Consider the following 15,929-nt stretch of genomic DNA (forward strand, 5'->3'; position numbering starts at 1 on the left):
ACGGTTGACCCGGGGGGGACCGGTTTCTAGAATCGCCGAAATTTTTCGCCCGGAAACCTGTCCCAGCCGATGTCTTCCCGTAGCCGCAGAACCTCTCATTCCGTCGCCCTGACGCGTCTGGCCCAAATCAGCGCGCTGGCTCTGGCCGCCACCTTGGTGGGCTGCCAGAGCACCCGTCAGCTCGACGAATCCGACAGCGTTCGCGCAAGCTACCAGGCGCGCGTCAAGCACAAGCCTGCCCCGCTGATGGTCAAGAAAGCCGAGCAAGCCCCCCAGGATGTCTGGGAGCGCATGCGCCAGGGCTTCGCCTTGCAAGACAACATCGACGTCAACCCACGCATCGAGCAGCAACGCCTGTGGTTCGCCAGCAACCCGTCGTTCCTGGAAAACGCTGGCGAGCGTGGCAGCCTCTATCTGCACTACATTGTCGAGCGCCTCGAAGAGCGCGACATGCCGCTGGAGCTGGCTCTGCTGCCAGCGATCGAAAGCGCCTACAACCCGATGGCCTACTCCCGCGCCCATGCGGTCGGCCTGTGGCAGTTCATCCCCTCGACCGGTCGCCACTTCAATCTGCGTCAAACCAATTTCTACGATGGCCGCCGCGACATCACCGCGTCGACCAACGCTGCGCTCGATTATCTGGGCCGCCTGCACGACATGTTCAACGGCGACTGGCTGCTGGCCCTGGCGGCCTACAACGCCGGTGAAGGTACCGTGAGCCGGGCTATCGAGCGCAACGAGCGCCTGGGCCTGCCCACCGACTACTGGAACCTGCCGCTGCCCCAGGAAACCCGCGACTACGTGCCCAAATTGCTGGCCCTGTCGCAAGTGGTCATGACTCCGCAAGCCTACGGCGTCAGCCTCAGCCCCATCGCCAACGAACCTTACTTCGAAGCCGTGGCCATCAACGATCGCCTGGACCTGTCGCGTGTTGCGGCGTTCGCCGACATCGACGAGGACGAGCTGATCCAGCTCAATCCGGCCTTCAAGAAACGCATGACCGTGGACGGTCCCAAGCAGCTGCTGGTGCCCACTGCCAAGGCCCAATTGCTGACCGACAGCCTGTCCAACCTCAAGCCTGAGGAACTGGTTAGCCTGCAACCGAACAAGGCCGTGTTCCAGGCTGCCCTGGCCGAGACCAAGGCACCTGCGGCGACCCGCAGCTACCGGGTCAAGCGTGGCGACAACCTGGGCGCCATCGCCAAGGCCAACCGCGTGTCGGTGAGCGACCTGAAGCGTTGGAACCGCCTCTCGGGCAACCACCTCAAGGCCGGCCAGGTGCTCGCCTTGCGCGGTGGCAACCCATCGAGCGGAGCCGCCAACCGTGTCGCGGCCTCCAAGCAGCGCTCCACTCAATACAAAGTCCGCAAGGGCGACTCCCTGTATGCGGTGGCCAAACGCTTCAACGTCGAGATGAAGCATCTCAAGCGCTGGAATCCACGTAGCGGCCATGCCCTCAAGCCTGGCCAGACGCTGACCGTCTACCTGTCGCACTGATCCGATTGCCTTGGGGCCGCTGCGATGGGTGACAAAGCAGCCCCCGAGGACAAATCCAGTCACACTCCCCCGCGCCCAGCCCCGCGCCAGACACCCTTTTTCCATCCCAGACAAGCTGTTACTGTAGCCCGACCAACGCCCCACGCTGCCTGGATCGGATCACCGACTTGATACGTCCCCTCCTGTTGCTTTCACTCAGCCTCGCCATGAGCCTTCCCGCTGCCGCAACGGTGAGCGAAAGCCACGGTTATGCGCAGTTCGGCACCCTCAAGTATCCAGCCACGTTCACCCATTTCGACTGGGTCAACCCGCAAGCACCCAAGGGCGGCACGTTGCGGGCAATGGCGTTCGGCACCTTCGATACGCTCAACCCTTACACCTTCAAAGGCTCGAGCCCGGTCACCACGCCGAATTTCCTGCAGTACGGGGTCAACGAGCTTAATGAGCCGCTGATGGTCGGCACTGGTCAGTACGATCCTTCCGGAGACGAGCCCACCTCCAGCTACGGACTGATCGCCCGCTCCGTTGAGTACAGCGAGGACCGCAGCTGGGTCGTGTTCAACCTGCGCCCCGAGGCGCGATTCCACGACGGCCACCCCATCACCTCAGCGGATGTCGCGTTCTCCTACCGCACCCTGCTCAAGGAAGGCCATCCGATCTACCGCACCAACCTGCAGGAAGTGCAGCGCGTGGACATCCTCGGCCCGCTGCGCATCCGCTTTGTCTTCAAGCGCGCCGGCAACCCGCTTTTGATCCTGCGCCTGGGCGAGATGCCGGTGTTGCCCAAGCACTACTGGAAAGGCCGCGACTTCAAGGCCACCACGTTCGAACCACCGCTGGGCAGCGGCCCGTACCGTATCACCGAAGTTCAGCCCGGCCGGCGTCTGGTGTTCGAGCGAGTGAAGAACTACTGGGGCAAGCACCTCGCCGTCAACCGCGGCAAGTACAACTTCGACCGTGTCGAGTACGAGTTCTACCGCGACGCCACGGTCGCCTTCGAAGCCTTCAAGGCCGGCGAGTTCGACATCTACATCGAGCATCAGGCCAAGAACTGGGCCAACGGTTACACCTTCCCGGCCATCCGCCGCGGCCAGGTGATCAAGGCGCAGATCCCGCACCGCATCCCGACGCAAACCCAGGGGCTGTTCATGAACAGCCGCCGGGCCAACTTTAGTGACCCGCGGGTGCGCCAGGCCCTGGGCCTGATGCTCGACTTCGAGTGGACCAACCGCGCCCTGTTCAGCAGTGCCTACCGCCGCTCGACCAGCTACTACCCCAACAGCGAGTTCGCCGCCAGCGGTCTGCCCAAGGGCAAGGAGTGGCTGCTGCTGGCGCCGTTCCGTGACGAACTGCCGCCCAAGCTGTTCACCGAACCCTACACGGTGAGCCACACCGACGGGCGCGGCATCAGCCGCCAGACCCTGCGCCAGGCCCTGGCGCTGTTCGCCCAGGCCGGCTGGAAGCTCGATGGCCAGCGTCTGGTCAATGCCAAGGGCCAACAGTTCCGCATGGAGTTGCTGCTGGTCAACCCGAACCTCGAACGCATCCTTCAGCCCTACGTGGAAAACCTCGCCAGCATGGGCATCGACGCCCACCTGCGCACGGTCGACCGCGCCCAGTACAAGCAGCGCCTGGATCAGTTCGACTTCGACATGATCCTCATGACCCTCAACCAGACCCTGAGCCCGGGCCTGGAGCAATGGCTGTACTTCCACTCGAGCCAAGCCTCGGTCAAGGGCAGCAAGAACTACGCTGGTGTGAAAGACCCTGTGGTCGATCACTTGCTCGACACCCTGCTCGCCGCCCGCACCCGCGCCGACCAGGTCGCTGCGGCCCGCGCCCTGGACCGGGTGCTGTCGTGGCAGTACTACATGATTCCCAACTGGTATCTCGACAATCACCGCCTGGCCTACCGCAACCGGTTCGCCTTCGTCACCACGCCGCCCTATACCCTGGGCCTGAACAGCTGGTGGCTCAAGACTTCGGAGAAAGCCCAATGATGCCAACGCACCCTTTGCGCCTGCTGGCCGGCAGCCTGTTGCTGGCCTGCCTGAGCCTACCGGTGATGGCCGCGCCGCAACACGCCCTGACCCTCTACGGCGAGCCGCCAAAATACCCGGCGGACTTCAAGCATTTCGCCTATGTAAACCCTGACGCCCCCAAGGGCGGCACCTTCCGCCAGTCCAGCTTCGGCGGTTTCGACAGCCTCAACCCGTTCATCAACAAGGGCGTGCCAGCCGACGACATCGGCCTGATCTACGACACCCTGATGCGCCAGAGCCTCGATGAGCCCTTCACCGAGTACGGCCTGGTGGCCGAGAAGATCGAAAAAGCCCCCGACAACGGCTGGGTACGCTTCTACCTGCGCCCCGAGGCACGCTTCCACGACGGCCACCCGATGCGCGCGGACGACGTGGTGTTCACTTTCAACGCGCTGATGAGCAAAGGCGCACCGCTGTACCGCGGCTACTACGCCGACGTCGCCGAGGTGATCGCCGAAGACCCGCTGCGGGTGCTGTTCAAGTTCAAGCACAAGAACAACCGCGAGCTGCCACTGATCCTCGGCCAGCTGCCGGTGCTGCCCAAGCACTGGTGGGAAGGCCGCGACTTCGACCGTGGCAACCTGGAGATTCCGCTGGGCAGCGGCCCGTACAAGGTCGCCCAGGTCAAGGCTGGGCGCTCGATCCGCTACGAGCGGGTCAAGGACTACTGGGCCAAGGACCTGCCGATCAACCGCGGCTTCTACAACTTCGATGTCATGACCTACGACGCGTATCGCGATAACACCGTCGCACTGGAAGCGCTCAAGGCCGGGCAGTTCGACTATTGGCTGGAGACCAGTGCGAAGAACTGGGCCACCGCCTACGACATCCCGGCGGTGCGCGAAGGCCGGCTGATCCGCGAGCAATTGGCCAACGGCAACCCCACCGGCATGCAGGGTTTCATCTTCAACTTGCGCCGCCCTGTGTTCCAGGACGTGCGGGTGCGCGAGGCGCTGAGTCTGCTGCTGGACTACGAATGGACCAACAAGCAGTTGTTCAACGGCGCCTACACTCGCACCGGCAGCTATTTCGAGAACTCCGAGATGGCCGCCAGCGGCCTGCCAGGGCCGGATGAACTGGAGATCCTCGAGCCCCTGCGCGGCAAGATCCCCGAGCAAGTCTTCACCCAAGCCTTCCGCAACCCGGTCAGCGATGGCAGCGGCATGATCCGCGACCAACAACGCAAGGCCTACAAACTGCTGCAGGAAGCCGGCTGGAAGATCGTCGACGACAAGATGGTCGATGCCCAGGGCAAACCGGTGTCCCTCGAGTTTCTGCTAGCCCAGACCGAGTTCGAGCGCATCCTGCTGCCGTTCAAGCGCAACCTCGCCGACCTTGGAATCGAGCTGAACATCCGCCGCGTCGACGTTTCCCAATACATCAACCGCCTGCGCTCGCGCGACTTCGACATGATCGTCGGCGGTTACCCGCAATCGAGCTCGCCGGGTAACGAGCAGCGTGAGTTCTGGACCAGCGCCGCCGCCGACAACCCAGGCAGCCGCAACTTCATCGGCCTGCGCGACCCGGCCATCGACCAACTGGTTGAGCAGTTGATCAACGCAGACTCGCGCCAGAGCCTGATCGCCCACACCCGCGCGCTGGACCGCGTGCTGCTGTGGGGCTACTACGTAATCCCCAACTGGCACATCAAGACCTGGCGCGTGGCCTACTGGAACCACATCGGCCATCCTGAGGTGTCGCCCAAGTACGACATCGGCATCAACACCTGGTGGATCAAGCCAGGTGCGAAGCCGGCCGAGGCCCAGGCCGAAGAAGCGGCAGCCGCGCAAGAGGCGAACTGACATGCTGGCCTACATCCTGCGTCGCCTGCTGCTGATCATCCCGACCCTGTTCGGCATCCTGATCATCAACTTCATCATCGTCCAGGCCGCTCCCGGCGGCCCGGTGGAACAGATGATCGCCAAGCTCGAAGGCTTCGAAGGCGCTACCAGCCGCATCGCCGGCGGCGGCGCTGAAGTCTCGGTGGCCGGCTCCAACTACCGTGGCGCCCAAGGCCTGGACCCGGCCCTGATCGCCGAAATCGAGCGCATGTACGGTTTCGACAAGTCGGCGCCCGAACGCCTGTGGATCATGATCAAGAACTACGCCCGCCTGGACTTCGGCGAGAGCTTCTTCCGCGATGCCAAGGTCATCGATCTGATCGCCGAGAAGATGCCCGTGTCTATCTCCCTGGGGCTGTGGAGCACGCTGATCATGTACCTGGTGTCGATCCCGCTCGGGATCGCCAAGGCCGTGCGCCATGGCAGCCACTTCGATATCTGGACCAGTTCGGCAATCATCGTCGGCTACGCCATCCCCGCCTTCCTGTTCGCCATCCTGCTGATCGTGCTGTTCGCCGGCGGCAGCTACTTCGACTGGTTCCCCCTGCGCGGACTGACCTCCAACAACTTCGACGAGCTCTCCACCAGCGGCAAGATCCTCGATTACTTCTGGCACCTGGTGCTACCGATCACCGCGCTGGTCATCGGCAACTTCGCCACCATGACCCTGCTGACCAAGAACAGCTTCCTCGACGAGATCAACAAGCAATACGTGGTCACCGCCAAGGCCAAGGGCCTGAGCCGCTCGCGGGTGCTGTACGGTCATGTGTTCCGCAACGCCATGCTGCTGGTGATCGCCGGCTTCCCCTCGGCGTTCATCGGCATCTTCTTCACAGGTTCTCTGCTCATCGAGGTGATCTTCTCCCTCGACGGCCTGGGCCTGATGAGCTTCGAGGCAGCGATCAACCGCGACTACCCGGTGGTCTTCGGCACCCTGTTCATCTTCACCCTGCTGGGGCTGGTGGTGAAACTGATCGGCGACCTGACCTACACCCTGGTCGACCCCCGCATCGACTTCGCCAGCCGGGAGCATTGACATGGCACTCTCCCCTCTCAATCGCCGGCGCTTCGAGCGCTTCAAGGCCAACCGCCGCGGCTGGTGGTCACTGTGGATCTTCATCGTGCTGTTCGGCCTGAGCCTGGGCGCCGAACTGATCGCCAACGACAAACCCATCGCCGTACGCTACGAAGGCCAGTGGTACTTCCCCGCCTTCAAGCGTTACCCGGAGACCACCTTCGGCGGCGAATTCCCCCTGGAAGCGAACTACAAGAGCCCCTACATTCGCGAACTGCTCGCGGCCAAGGACAGCTGGGTGCTGTGGGCGCCCATCCCGTTCAGCTACCAGAGCATCAACTACGACCTCAAGGTCCCGGCCCCGGCACCGCCCTCGGCGGACAACTGGCTGGGCACCGACGATCAGGGCCGCGACGTGATGGCCCGGGTCATCTACGGCTTCCGCGTCTCGGTGCTGTTCGCCCTGACGCTGACCGTGCTCAGCTCCATCGTCGGCGTCATCGCCGGCGCCCTGCAGGGTTTCTATGGCGGCTGGGTGGACCTGGCCGGCCAGCGTTTCCTGGAGATCTGGTCGGGCTTGCCGGTGCTGTACCTGTTGATCATCCTCGCCAGCTTCGTACAGCCCAACTTCTGGTGGCTGCTGGGCATCATGCTGCTGTTCTCGTGGATGAGCCTGGTGGACGTGGTGCGCGCCGAGTTCCTACGCGGGCGCAACTTGGAATACGTGCGCGCCGCCCGTGCCCTGGGGATGCGCGACGGCCCGATCATGTTCCGGCACATCCTGCCCAACGCCATGATCTCCACCATGACCTTCATGCCGTTCATCCTCACAGGTGCCATCGGCACCCTCACTGCCCTGGACTTCCTCGGCTTCGGCCTGCCACCGGGCGCCCCCTCGCTCGGCGAGCTGGTGGCCCAAGGCAAGTCCAACCTGCAGGCACCGTGGCTTGGCATCAGCGCCTTCGCCGTGCTGGCGATCATGCTGAGCCTTCTGGTGTTCATCGGCGAATCCGCCCGCGATGCCTTCGACCCGAGGAAATGACATGAGCGAACACAACCTGATCGAAGTGCGCGACCTCTCGGTGGAGTTCGTCACCGGTGAACACGTGCATCGCGTGGTCGATGGCATCAGTTTCGACATCCGCAAGGGCGAGACCCTGGCCCTGGTCGGCGAAAGCGGCTCGGGCAAGTCCGTCACCGCGCATTCCATCCTGCGCCTGTTGCCCTACCCCCTGGCGCGCCACCCCAGCGGCAGCATCCGCTACAACGACCAGGACCTGCTGCAGCTCGGTGAAAAGCCCATGCGCCGCATCCGCGGGGACCGCATCGCGATGATCTTCCAAGAGCCGATGACCTCGCTGAATCCGCTGCACACCATCGAAAAGCAGGTCAACGAAATCCTCCTGCTGCACAAAGGCCTCACCGGCAAGCAGGCCACTGCCCGTACCCTGGAGCTGCTGGAGATGGTCGGCATCCCCGACCCGCACAAGCGCCTCAAGGCCCTGCCCCACGAGCTGTCCGGCGGCCAGCGCCAACGCGTGATGATCGCCATGGCCCTGGCCAACGAGCCCGAGCTGCTGATCGCCGACGAGCCCACCACCGCGCTCGACGTCACCGTGCAATTGAAGATCCTCGACCTGCTCAAGGAGCTGCAGGCCCGCCTGGGCATGGCCCTGCTGCTGATCAGTCACGACCTGAACCTCGTGCGACGCATCGCCCACCGCGTGTGCGTGATGCAGTGTGGCAAGATCGTCGAACAGGCCGACTGCACCACCCTATTCAAAGCCCCGCAGCACCCCTACACCCAAATGCTGATCAACGCCGAACCCAGCGGCGCCCCCGCCCACAACCCCGTGGGCGACCCCTTGCTGGAAGTCGAAGACCTGCGCGTGTGGTTTCCCATCAAGAAAGGCCTGCTGCGCCGCACCGTCGACCACGTCAAAGCCGTGGACGGCATCGACTTCAGCCTGCCTCAGGGCCAGACCCTCGGCATCGTGGGTGAAAGCGGCTCCGGCAAATCCACCCTAGGCCTGGCCATCTTGAGGTTGATCGCCAGCCGCGGCGGCATCCGCTTCCACGGCCAGAACCTCGAAGGCCTCAGCCAGAAAGACGTGCGCCCCCTGCGACGGGAAATGCAGGTCGTGTTCCAAGACCCCTTCGGCAGCCTCAGCCCCCGCATGTGCGTGGCCGACATCGTCGGCGAAGGCCTGCGCATTCACCGCATCGGCTCCCCTGCAGAACAGGAAGCGGCGATCATTGCCGCGCTGGAGGAAGTCGGCCTGGACCCCCGCACCCGACACCGCTACCCACACGAATTCTCCGGCGGCCAACGCCAACGCATCGCCATCGCCCGCGCGCTGGTGTTGAAGCCTGCGTTGATTCTGCTGGATGAACCCACCTCCGCGCTGGACCGCACGGTACAGCGGCAGGTGGTGGAGTTGCTGAGGAATCTGCAGCACAAGTACAACCTGACGTACCTGTTCATCAGTCATGACCTGGCGGTGGTGAAGGCGTTGAGTCATCAGTTGATGGTGATCAAACATGGGCATGTGGTTGAACAGGGGGATGCGCAGACGATTTTTCATGCGCCGCAGCATGCGTATACGAAGCAGTTGCTGGAGGCGGCGTTTTTGGAGGTTTAGGGGCCAGGACGGACCTGTTACGCGCGTTTTAATGGCTAAGTGCAGGAGAGGTCTCGCCTGCACCTGGCTTTTGAAAGAGCCCCACGCGCAAAACGTACGTAAACCTCACCAGCATCCGTCAGGCGCACCGTCCTGAACGGCATCTCTATATCCTATCGAGCCAGATAACGTTGTATAAGCGCTTGTAAATCAAGCATATTTTATTTTTCTTTGAAACTGCTGTAGCGAGGGTATTGACCATGGAGAACGATCGTTCTACCGTTGCCGACATGAACAGCGAAAGTAGTAACGACACCAAAGAGCGGCTATTGAAGATCGGGGAAGACTTGATCTATCGCGGCGGAATTGCTGCAACCGGAATGGATCTTTTAGTAAAGACATCTGGTGTCGCTCGCAAGAGTATCTACCGCTATTTCGGCACTAAGGAAGCGCTCGTAATAGAAATTTTAAAGCGCCGCGACAGAAACTGGATGCGATGGTTCGAGTCGGAAGTAAATAAAGCCGATTCAGCAGCAGACAAGCTGCTACGCATGTTTGATGTGCTTTGCGACTGGTTCGCCTCTGAAAATTTCAGAGGATGCGCATTCATTAATACCGCCGGTGAAACAGGCGACCCAGAAGATCCAGTACGACGTGTGGGTAAAGAGCACAAAGAAAACGTAAAAGCGTTTGTGCTCTCTCTCTGTAAAGAATATGGCTTCGATGATCCAGAGGCGCGTGCGCGCCAATTTCTGATTCTGATCGACGGCGCCATCACCGTTGCCCATTTACTTGGTGACAGCCGATCAGCAGTTGATGCAAAAGCCATTGCACAGCAACTGCTGAATCGTTAATCGCCAGTAGGCGGGCGATACCAGCCCAGTAAGCGAGGAATTAAAATGTCCGCTCATAACGAAGTACGCCCGCCCGTACCGCCATTCACACGTGAAACCGCCATTCTCAAAGTACGTCTGGCCGAAGATGGTTGGAATAGCCGCGACCCAGAAAAAGTCTCTCTGGCTTACTCCCTTGATACCCAATGGCGTAACCGCGCTGAATTTGCATTTAACCGTGAGCAAGCAAAGAATTTCCTGACTCGTAAATGGGCCAAAGAACATGAGTACCGTTTGATCAAGGAGCTGTGGGCATTCACCGAGAACCGCCTGGCCGTTCGCTATGCTTATGAATGGCACGACGATTCTGGTAACTGGTTCCGCTCGTACGGTAACGAAAACTGGGAGTTCGGTGATGACGGTCTGATGATCAACCGCTATGCCTGCATCAATGACATGCCCATTAAGGAATCCGAGCGCAAGTTCCATTGGCCTCAGGGCCGTCGTCCAGACGATCACCCAAGCTTGTCCGATCTGGGCTTGTAAACGTTTCCCGTGTACACGGAAGTTCACCCTATTTTCTCTATGTTCTCTCACTCTGTAATTGGCGTGGCGCCCGATGGGTTCCCAGAGGGTAAGCCACGCCTTTAAATGCTTTTGAAGCATGGCGCTGATACGCCGCTCTCCTTCCCTTCTGCTGCATGCTCGCTAGCGCGCGCTCTGCGTGGCTGACAGGCGGCCCTCGGTACTGACCACCAACGCCATCCGGCGGTCCTTTCTGCCTGACTGCGGGACGCTTTCACACCGTGGGTTGGGTGATGCGATTGTTCAATGAGAACAATAGCGCAAATATATTTTGCGCGCTAACTATTCAGACACAAAATAAACCCACGCAGTAAGCAGTCGCTGATCCCAATATCCACGCTCACGGAGAATCATCATGACTTTTAGCAAAGCACTCGCCATCGCCACCCTGACCTTTGGCACCAGCGTCGGCGCCTTTGCCCAGAGCGCCACCTCCTACCACTACGGCATGAACTTGGACATCGCTCGAGTGATCGCTGTAGACGCGCCGGCCAACACCGCCAGCTACGCCAGCACCGCCACCCTCACCTACCGCGACAGCCACGGCAAGCTGCAGAAAATCAGTTACCTGCGCCCCACCACCTCCGCCAACCAGAACTAATGACTCCAGCGTCCCAGGAACTTGACCATGAAAATGTCCCGCACCCTCACCGCCGGCCTGCTCGCCCTCGCCGTCAATAGCGCCTTCGCCGCTGGTAGCCCCGGTGTTGAAACCACCACTCAAGGCTTCCTGCAGGCCCTAGCCGCGGGTGGCGGTAAACCGTTGGAAACTCTGTCCCCGAAAGATGCCCGCGGCGTGCTCACTGGCGCCCAGGCCAGCGTGAAAGTGGATGTCTCCGGTATCCAAATCGAGCGCCGCAGCATTCAGGTCGACAGCCAGGCGCTGGAGATCCGCGTGATACGGCCACAAGGCGCGAAAGGCGAACTGCCTGTGTTCATGTTCTTCCACGGAGGTGGCTGGGTGTTGGGTGACTACCCGACGCACGAGCGCCTGATCCGCGACCTGGTGGTCGGCTCCGGTGCAGCAGCGGTCTATGTCGACTACACCCCGTCGCCGGAAGCCCAATTCCCCACGGCCATTAACCAGGCTTACGCCGCCACCCGCTGGGTTGCCGAGAATGGCAAACAGATTGGTGTCGATGGCAGCCGCCTGGCGGTGTAGGCAACAGTGTCGGTGGCAACATGGCGGCGGTGGTCGCGATCAAAGCCAAGGAGGCCGGCACGCCCAAGCTGCGGTTCCAAGCCTTGTTGTGGCCGGTGACTGACGCCAACTTCAACAACGGCTCGTATAACCAGTTCGCTGAAGGTCACTTCCTGACCCGCAATATGATGCAGTGGTTCTGGGACAGCTATACCACCGATCCGAGGCAGCGTAACGACATCCATGCATCGCCACTGCGCGCCAGCCTGGATCAGTTGAAAGGCTTACCGCCAGCATTGGTGCAGACCGCCGAGATGGACGTGCTGCGCGACGAAGGCGAAGCCTATGCCCGCAAGCTGGAGGCTGCCGGTGTACCGGTGACCGCCGTGCGTTACAACGGCATGATCCACGACTTCGGCCTGCTCAACGTACTCAGCCAGGTGCCTGGAACCCGCAGTGCATTGGACCAGGCTGCCCAGGCGATCAAGCAACACCTGAAGTAATCGAGAGGGACCGAACCGGGGCGGCATTGACGCCCCGGTCGTGCTTGTAGGCTCATCGGCACCTTGTACCGGCCAGCCCACCGATCGGCATACCGTTCCCTGCGCGAAACGGTGCAAAGCCTTGAGCAGCCTCGGCTCTATTCGTTCACCAACAAAGAAGGTCAATCACCGAGCCGCCACTCAAGGATCGGAAGACTTCGGGCCCCGCCATCGATCGGGCGCGATACATCGCCCACATGCCGGGCCCCGAGCCGCTCGTAGAAGGCCCTGGCGGAAGGATCCGACTCAACCGCTAGAATGGTTACGCCCAGCCCGCGTGCTACAGCCAGGGCGTGGTCTACCAGGCGCCGTCCGTGCCCTCTTCCCATGGCCGAGGGATCAACCCAGCAATGCTCCAGTTGCCAGCCATCCTCGCCGTGCTCCAGCCCATAGAAGCCCAACAATGCGCCATCCGCTGCGGTCAGCACCGCATAATGGCCGGTCAGTTGCGTAGAGTGGATGGTCAGCGCGCCCTCCCACGCATTCATCCAAGCTTCGGGATAACCCCAATGAGCCTTGCTGCGCCGGGCCAAGGCGCTCAGAGCCTGCGCATCCGCCTCACGTGCCGGACGCAGCGTTGGGGTGTCGTCCATCAGCATCGCTAGCGCCGCCGGGTCGGTAGCCAGCAGACTGAACTGGTGCAGGCTGAGGAAGCGCCCGCCCTTGTACTCCACATCTCGCAACGTTCCCTCCAGCACAAAGCCGAGGCGCTCCAGCAAGCGGGTACTGGCGGAGTTTTCAGGCTCGACATCTGCATGGATGCGGTGCACGCCGAGGGTATCGAAGGCGAAGCGGAGGATGGCGAGCAGGCAATCCTGCATCAGCCCCTGACCCCAGTTTTCAGGCACCAGCCAATAGCCGATATCCACGCTGCGATCGGCTTTAGACCAATCATTGAAGCCACAAGCACCTATCAGTTCGTCTCGACCCGGTAAGGCGATACCCCACCAGATGCCTCGATCCTCCTCCAGCAGCGCGTCGTACCAAAGCATTTGCTCGTGGGTCGCCTCGATGCTATCGAAAGACACACCATAGTGAGCAATAACTTGCGGGTGGGAAAGTCCGGTAAAAATCGCCGCTACATCGCCGCAATGTATCCGGCGCAGTGTGCAACGCGGGAGCAAGAATTCGGGAAACTCGACAGAAAAGTCCATCATTATCAAATTCACAGGCCTGGATCACCGGAAAATCTTCTCAACAAAGGACGCGGGTCTACAAGGACTGTCAGGAGAGGGATGGCACAACAGAAAAATAGGGCGATTGCGTGGTGTCGCCATCAAGCGGTTTGGGACGGCAGTTGCTGAAAGCGACTGGCAGGTTGAATCGCCCCTGGTTTCGTAGACACCTCCAAGCCTCATAATGAGGCCCAAATAGGAGGTGCCATGAGTCGTCAGCGTTACCCCGAAGAATTCAAGATCGAAGCGGTCAAGCAAGTGACCGAGAAAAGGTGTGAAGACGGGAAGGCGCGGGTGATCGCTTGGCCGGTTCAGTGGTGGGGGCGGCACTGGCTGAAGGCGTGGCCAATGCCAGGGTCAACGGAAGGACCGCCTGGACGCCGATGTTGAGCCAGGCAACGGTCCGGGTCGCGAAGGGCGGCCCGCCGTAAAAAATGTGCTTTTTCAATGAAGTTATCATTCCCTGAAGGCCTGAAATGTAACTTCGCGATGGAGCTGTTTATTCGCCCGGCCATTGCCCGTTCGCAAGCAATGGACAGTTTTAGGTGCACTGGATGAAAAGTGACAAAGAGGAAATAACCAACACCAAGGCGAAGCGGTTGAAAGCAACTTCCATCTTTTCGATAGATGTTACGAGGCCGCCAAACGCAATGGATTGGAAATGCAGTATTTGCGAGTTTCTAACAGCGTCAGGAGGCTTTCAGGGGCAGAATTTACGAAAACGAAAAGAGCGGATCTGTAGGGGGAATCGCATGGAGGTCTTGAATAACGGGATTGGTGTGTTGCGCATCTTCAACGAAAAGGGCCGCAGGAATGCGGCCCTTGGTTTGACGCAGCGTCGAGTGAACGCAGGTCGACGTCAGTTATCAGTCAAGGGATCATCCTGGGAGAGCAGCGCATTGGCCAGTTCCTCGTCACTGGCCTGCAACCCAGGGTTGTCCTTGCGGGCCTGCTCCAGCGCCGATTCCACATAGGCACCGCGAATGACGCCGCCGCTGGCCACGAAGGCCGACAGCTCATCGCGGGCCGGGATGATCCGTTTGTCGTCCTTGAAGGTCGAGTACAGCGAGGCGGAGACCCCCGCAGATGTGGCGACATCGCCCGCATCCACACCAGCCAGGGCAGCCCCTGCCGGGAGCAGGAGCAAGAACGAAGGAACGAGCAGTAGACGGCGCATGGCAAGACCTCCAGGTGAAGCCCAAGGGATTTACTGCATGTTGTTAAGAGCGGTGGCGGTGCTCAGGAGTTCCATTGGCCGCGCCTGTCTGTCACACCTGTAGCGCCATGCGCCCTTGACCACGCAGGTAGAGGCCGTAGCCCAGGCCCAGTGCCAGCCACAGGCTCCCGAACGCCAAGGTCGCGGCGCTCATCCCACCTATTACCGTCAGTACAACGGCAATCCCCACCACGGGCACCAGCCAGTGGGCGAACCACCGCCGGCTACGGCCTTGGATGCCCAGCTTCACCAGCACCGAAAGGTGCAGCAGCACGAATGCACAGAGCGCACCGAAGTTGACGAACGACGCCAGACTGTCGATCCGCTCGCACATCACGATGGCGATCACCAGCGACAGTGCGGTCGACAACAGCAGCGCCACGTGAGGCGTGCCATGGCGCCGGTGCAGACGGGCGAACAACCCCGGCAACTGGCGATCGCGGCCCATGGCGAACAACACCCGGGACACACCCACCTGCATCGGCAGCACATTGGTGAACCCACACATCAAGGCGATCAGCCAAGCCACCGCCACGGCGCTGAAGGGGCTGATCTGCACGGCCAGCAGTTGATAGATCGCACCGGAGGCATCCGCGATGCGTAACCCCGGCATCAGGTTGCCCAGCACCCAGGTGCTGAGGACGAACAGCACCGCGCAGATCAGCAATACCGCCAGAATGGCCCGCCCGACCAGGCGCCGGTCGCCACCCTTGACCTCCTCCGAAAGGGTCGAGATGGCGTCGAAGCCTAGGAACGACAGCACGCAAATCGAGGTGGCCGCGAACACCTTGCCCAACTCGAGCTGGTTGGCGTCATACAGCGGCGCCAAGGTCAGCGCACCGGCGCCTTTGCCGTCGGCCAAAGCATTTACCGCGAGCATGATCAGCCCCAGCATGACCGCGAACTGCACGACCACCGAGACCAGGCTGATGCGGGTGGTCACCGATACGCCGAACCAGTTCACCGCCAGCGAAACCACCACCAGGCCCACCAGGCAACTGGCGCGGTCCAGGCCCGGCACCAGCGTTTGCAGGCCGACCGCCATGACCAGGAACACCAGCGCCGGAATCAGCAGGTAATCGAGCAGAATCAGCCAGCCGGCGATGAACCCCGGCAACTCGCCCAGGCTGTGCCGGGCAAAGCCGTAGACCGAGCCTGAGCAGGGCACTTCGGCCGACATGGTGGCGTAGCTCTGGGCGGTGAAATACATACACAGGGCGCCGAGCAGGTAGGCCAGGGCGATCAGCCCGCCCGAGGCCTCCCAGACGAAGCCGAAGGTGGTCAGAGGCGCCATCGGCGCAATGTAGGCCAGCCCGTAGGCGAGCAGGTCTTTCATGCCCAGGGTGCGCCGCAGTGTCGCGCCGCCCTCAAGGCTCACAGGTTTCTCGGTGGCAAGGCCCATGGTGAGCTCCGGTTCTTGT

At 61.5% G+C, this 15,929-nt stretch carries 12 protein-coding genes and 1 pseudogene; 10 read left to right on the forward strand and 3 right to left on the reverse strand.

The features are described 5' to 3' along the window. Positions 1-69: 69 nt before the first annotated feature. The 10 genes and pseudogenes from R6G97_RS23375 to R6G97_RS23420 all read left to right on the forward strand — a co-directional run bounded on the left by R6G97_RS23375 (position 70) and on the right by R6G97_RS23420 (position 12,078). Positions 70-1,497, forward strand: a complete 1,428-nt coding sequence (locus tag R6G97_RS23375; RefSeq protein ID WP_090345848.1) for a lytic transglycosylase domain-containing protein — start codon at positions 70-72, stop codon at positions 1,495-1,497. 167 nt (positions 1,498-1,664) lie between these two features. Further along, positions 1,665-3,497 carry an extracellular solute-binding protein gene (locus R6G97_RS23380; RefSeq protein ID WP_202959342.1) on the forward strand — a complete coding sequence of 611 codons (1,833 nt, stop codon included), beginning with the start codon at positions 1,665-1,667 and terminating at the stop codon, positions 3,495-3,497. After that, on the forward strand, positions 3,494-5,341 hold the full coding sequence (locus R6G97_RS23385; protein WP_317847577.1) for an extracellular solute-binding protein: 1,848 nt from the start codon (positions 3,494-3,496) through the stop codon (positions 5,339-5,341). Before R6G97_RS23380 ends, R6G97_RS23385 begins: the two co-directional genes overlap by 4 nt. Position 5,342: 1 nt before the next feature. Continuing rightward, positions 5,343-6,416: a microcin C ABC transporter permease YejB gene (locus R6G97_RS23390; protein ID WP_317847578.1), complete on the forward strand. Its 1,074-nt coding sequence runs from the start codon at positions 5,343-5,345 to the stop codon at positions 6,414-6,416. Between the two features lies 1 nt (position 6,417). Beyond that, positions 6,418-7,437 (forward strand): ABC transporter permease, encoded by a 1,020-nt coding sequence (locus tag R6G97_RS23395; protein WP_043214149.1) that lies wholly within the window; start codon positions 6,418-6,420, stop codon positions 7,435-7,437. A 1-nt stretch (position 7,438) separates the two neighbouring features. After that, on the forward strand, positions 7,439-9,037 hold the full coding sequence (locus R6G97_RS23400; RefSeq protein WP_102081777.1) for an ABC transporter ATP-binding protein: 1,599 nt from the start codon (positions 7,439-7,441) through the stop codon (positions 9,035-9,037). A 269-nt stretch (positions 9,038-9,306) separates the two neighbouring features. Then, complete coding sequence (locus R6G97_RS23405) at positions 9,307-9,870, forward strand: TetR/AcrR family transcriptional regulator (protein WP_317848177.1); 564 nt, start codon at positions 9,307-9,309, stop codon at positions 9,868-9,870. 45 nt (positions 9,871-9,915) lie between these two features. Beyond that, entirely contained in the window at positions 9,916-10,395 is a 480-nt protein-coding gene (locus R6G97_RS23410) for a nuclear transport factor 2 family protein (RefSeq protein WP_043214154.1), read from the forward strand. 394 nt (positions 10,396-10,789) lie between these two features. After that, a complete protein-coding gene (locus R6G97_RS23415) occupies positions 10,790-11,035 on the forward strand; it encodes a DUF2790 domain-containing protein (RefSeq protein ID WP_317847579.1) in 246 nt (81 codons plus the stop codon). 27 nt (positions 11,036-11,062) lie between these two features. Continuing rightward, a pseudogene (locus tag R6G97_RS23420) lies at positions 11,063-12,078 on the forward strand (alpha/beta hydrolase fold domain-containing protein). A 161-nt stretch (positions 12,079-12,239) separates the two neighbouring features. Here the strand turns inward: R6G97_RS23420 and R6G97_RS23425 are convergent. The 3 genes from R6G97_RS23425 to R6G97_RS23435 all read right to left on the reverse strand — a co-directional run bounded on the left by R6G97_RS23425 (position 12,240) and on the right by R6G97_RS23435 (position 15,910). Further along, positions 12,240-13,274: a GNAT family N-acetyltransferase gene (locus tag R6G97_RS23425; RefSeq protein ID WP_317847580.1), complete on the reverse strand. Its 1,035-nt coding sequence runs from the start codon at positions 13,272-13,274 to the stop codon at positions 12,240-12,242. An 877-nt stretch (positions 13,275-14,151) separates the two neighbouring features. Continuing rightward, positions 14,152-14,469, reverse strand: a complete 318-nt coding sequence (locus tag R6G97_RS23430; RefSeq protein WP_043215867.1) for a DUF2388 domain-containing protein — start codon at positions 14,467-14,469, stop codon at positions 14,152-14,154. 91 nt (positions 14,470-14,560) lie between these two features. Continuing rightward, positions 14,561-15,910 (reverse strand): APC family permease, encoded by a 1,350-nt coding sequence (locus tag R6G97_RS23435; RefSeq protein WP_090346378.1) that lies wholly within the window; start codon positions 15,908-15,910, stop codon positions 14,561-14,563. Between the last annotated feature and the right edge of the window lie 19 nt (positions 15,911-15,929).

The organism is Pseudomonas sp. HTZ2, assembly GCF_033173945.1.
GTDB classification, from domain to species: Bacteria; Pseudomonadota; Gammaproteobacteria; order Pseudomonadales; family Pseudomonadaceae; genus Aquipseudomonas; species Aquipseudomonas guariconensis.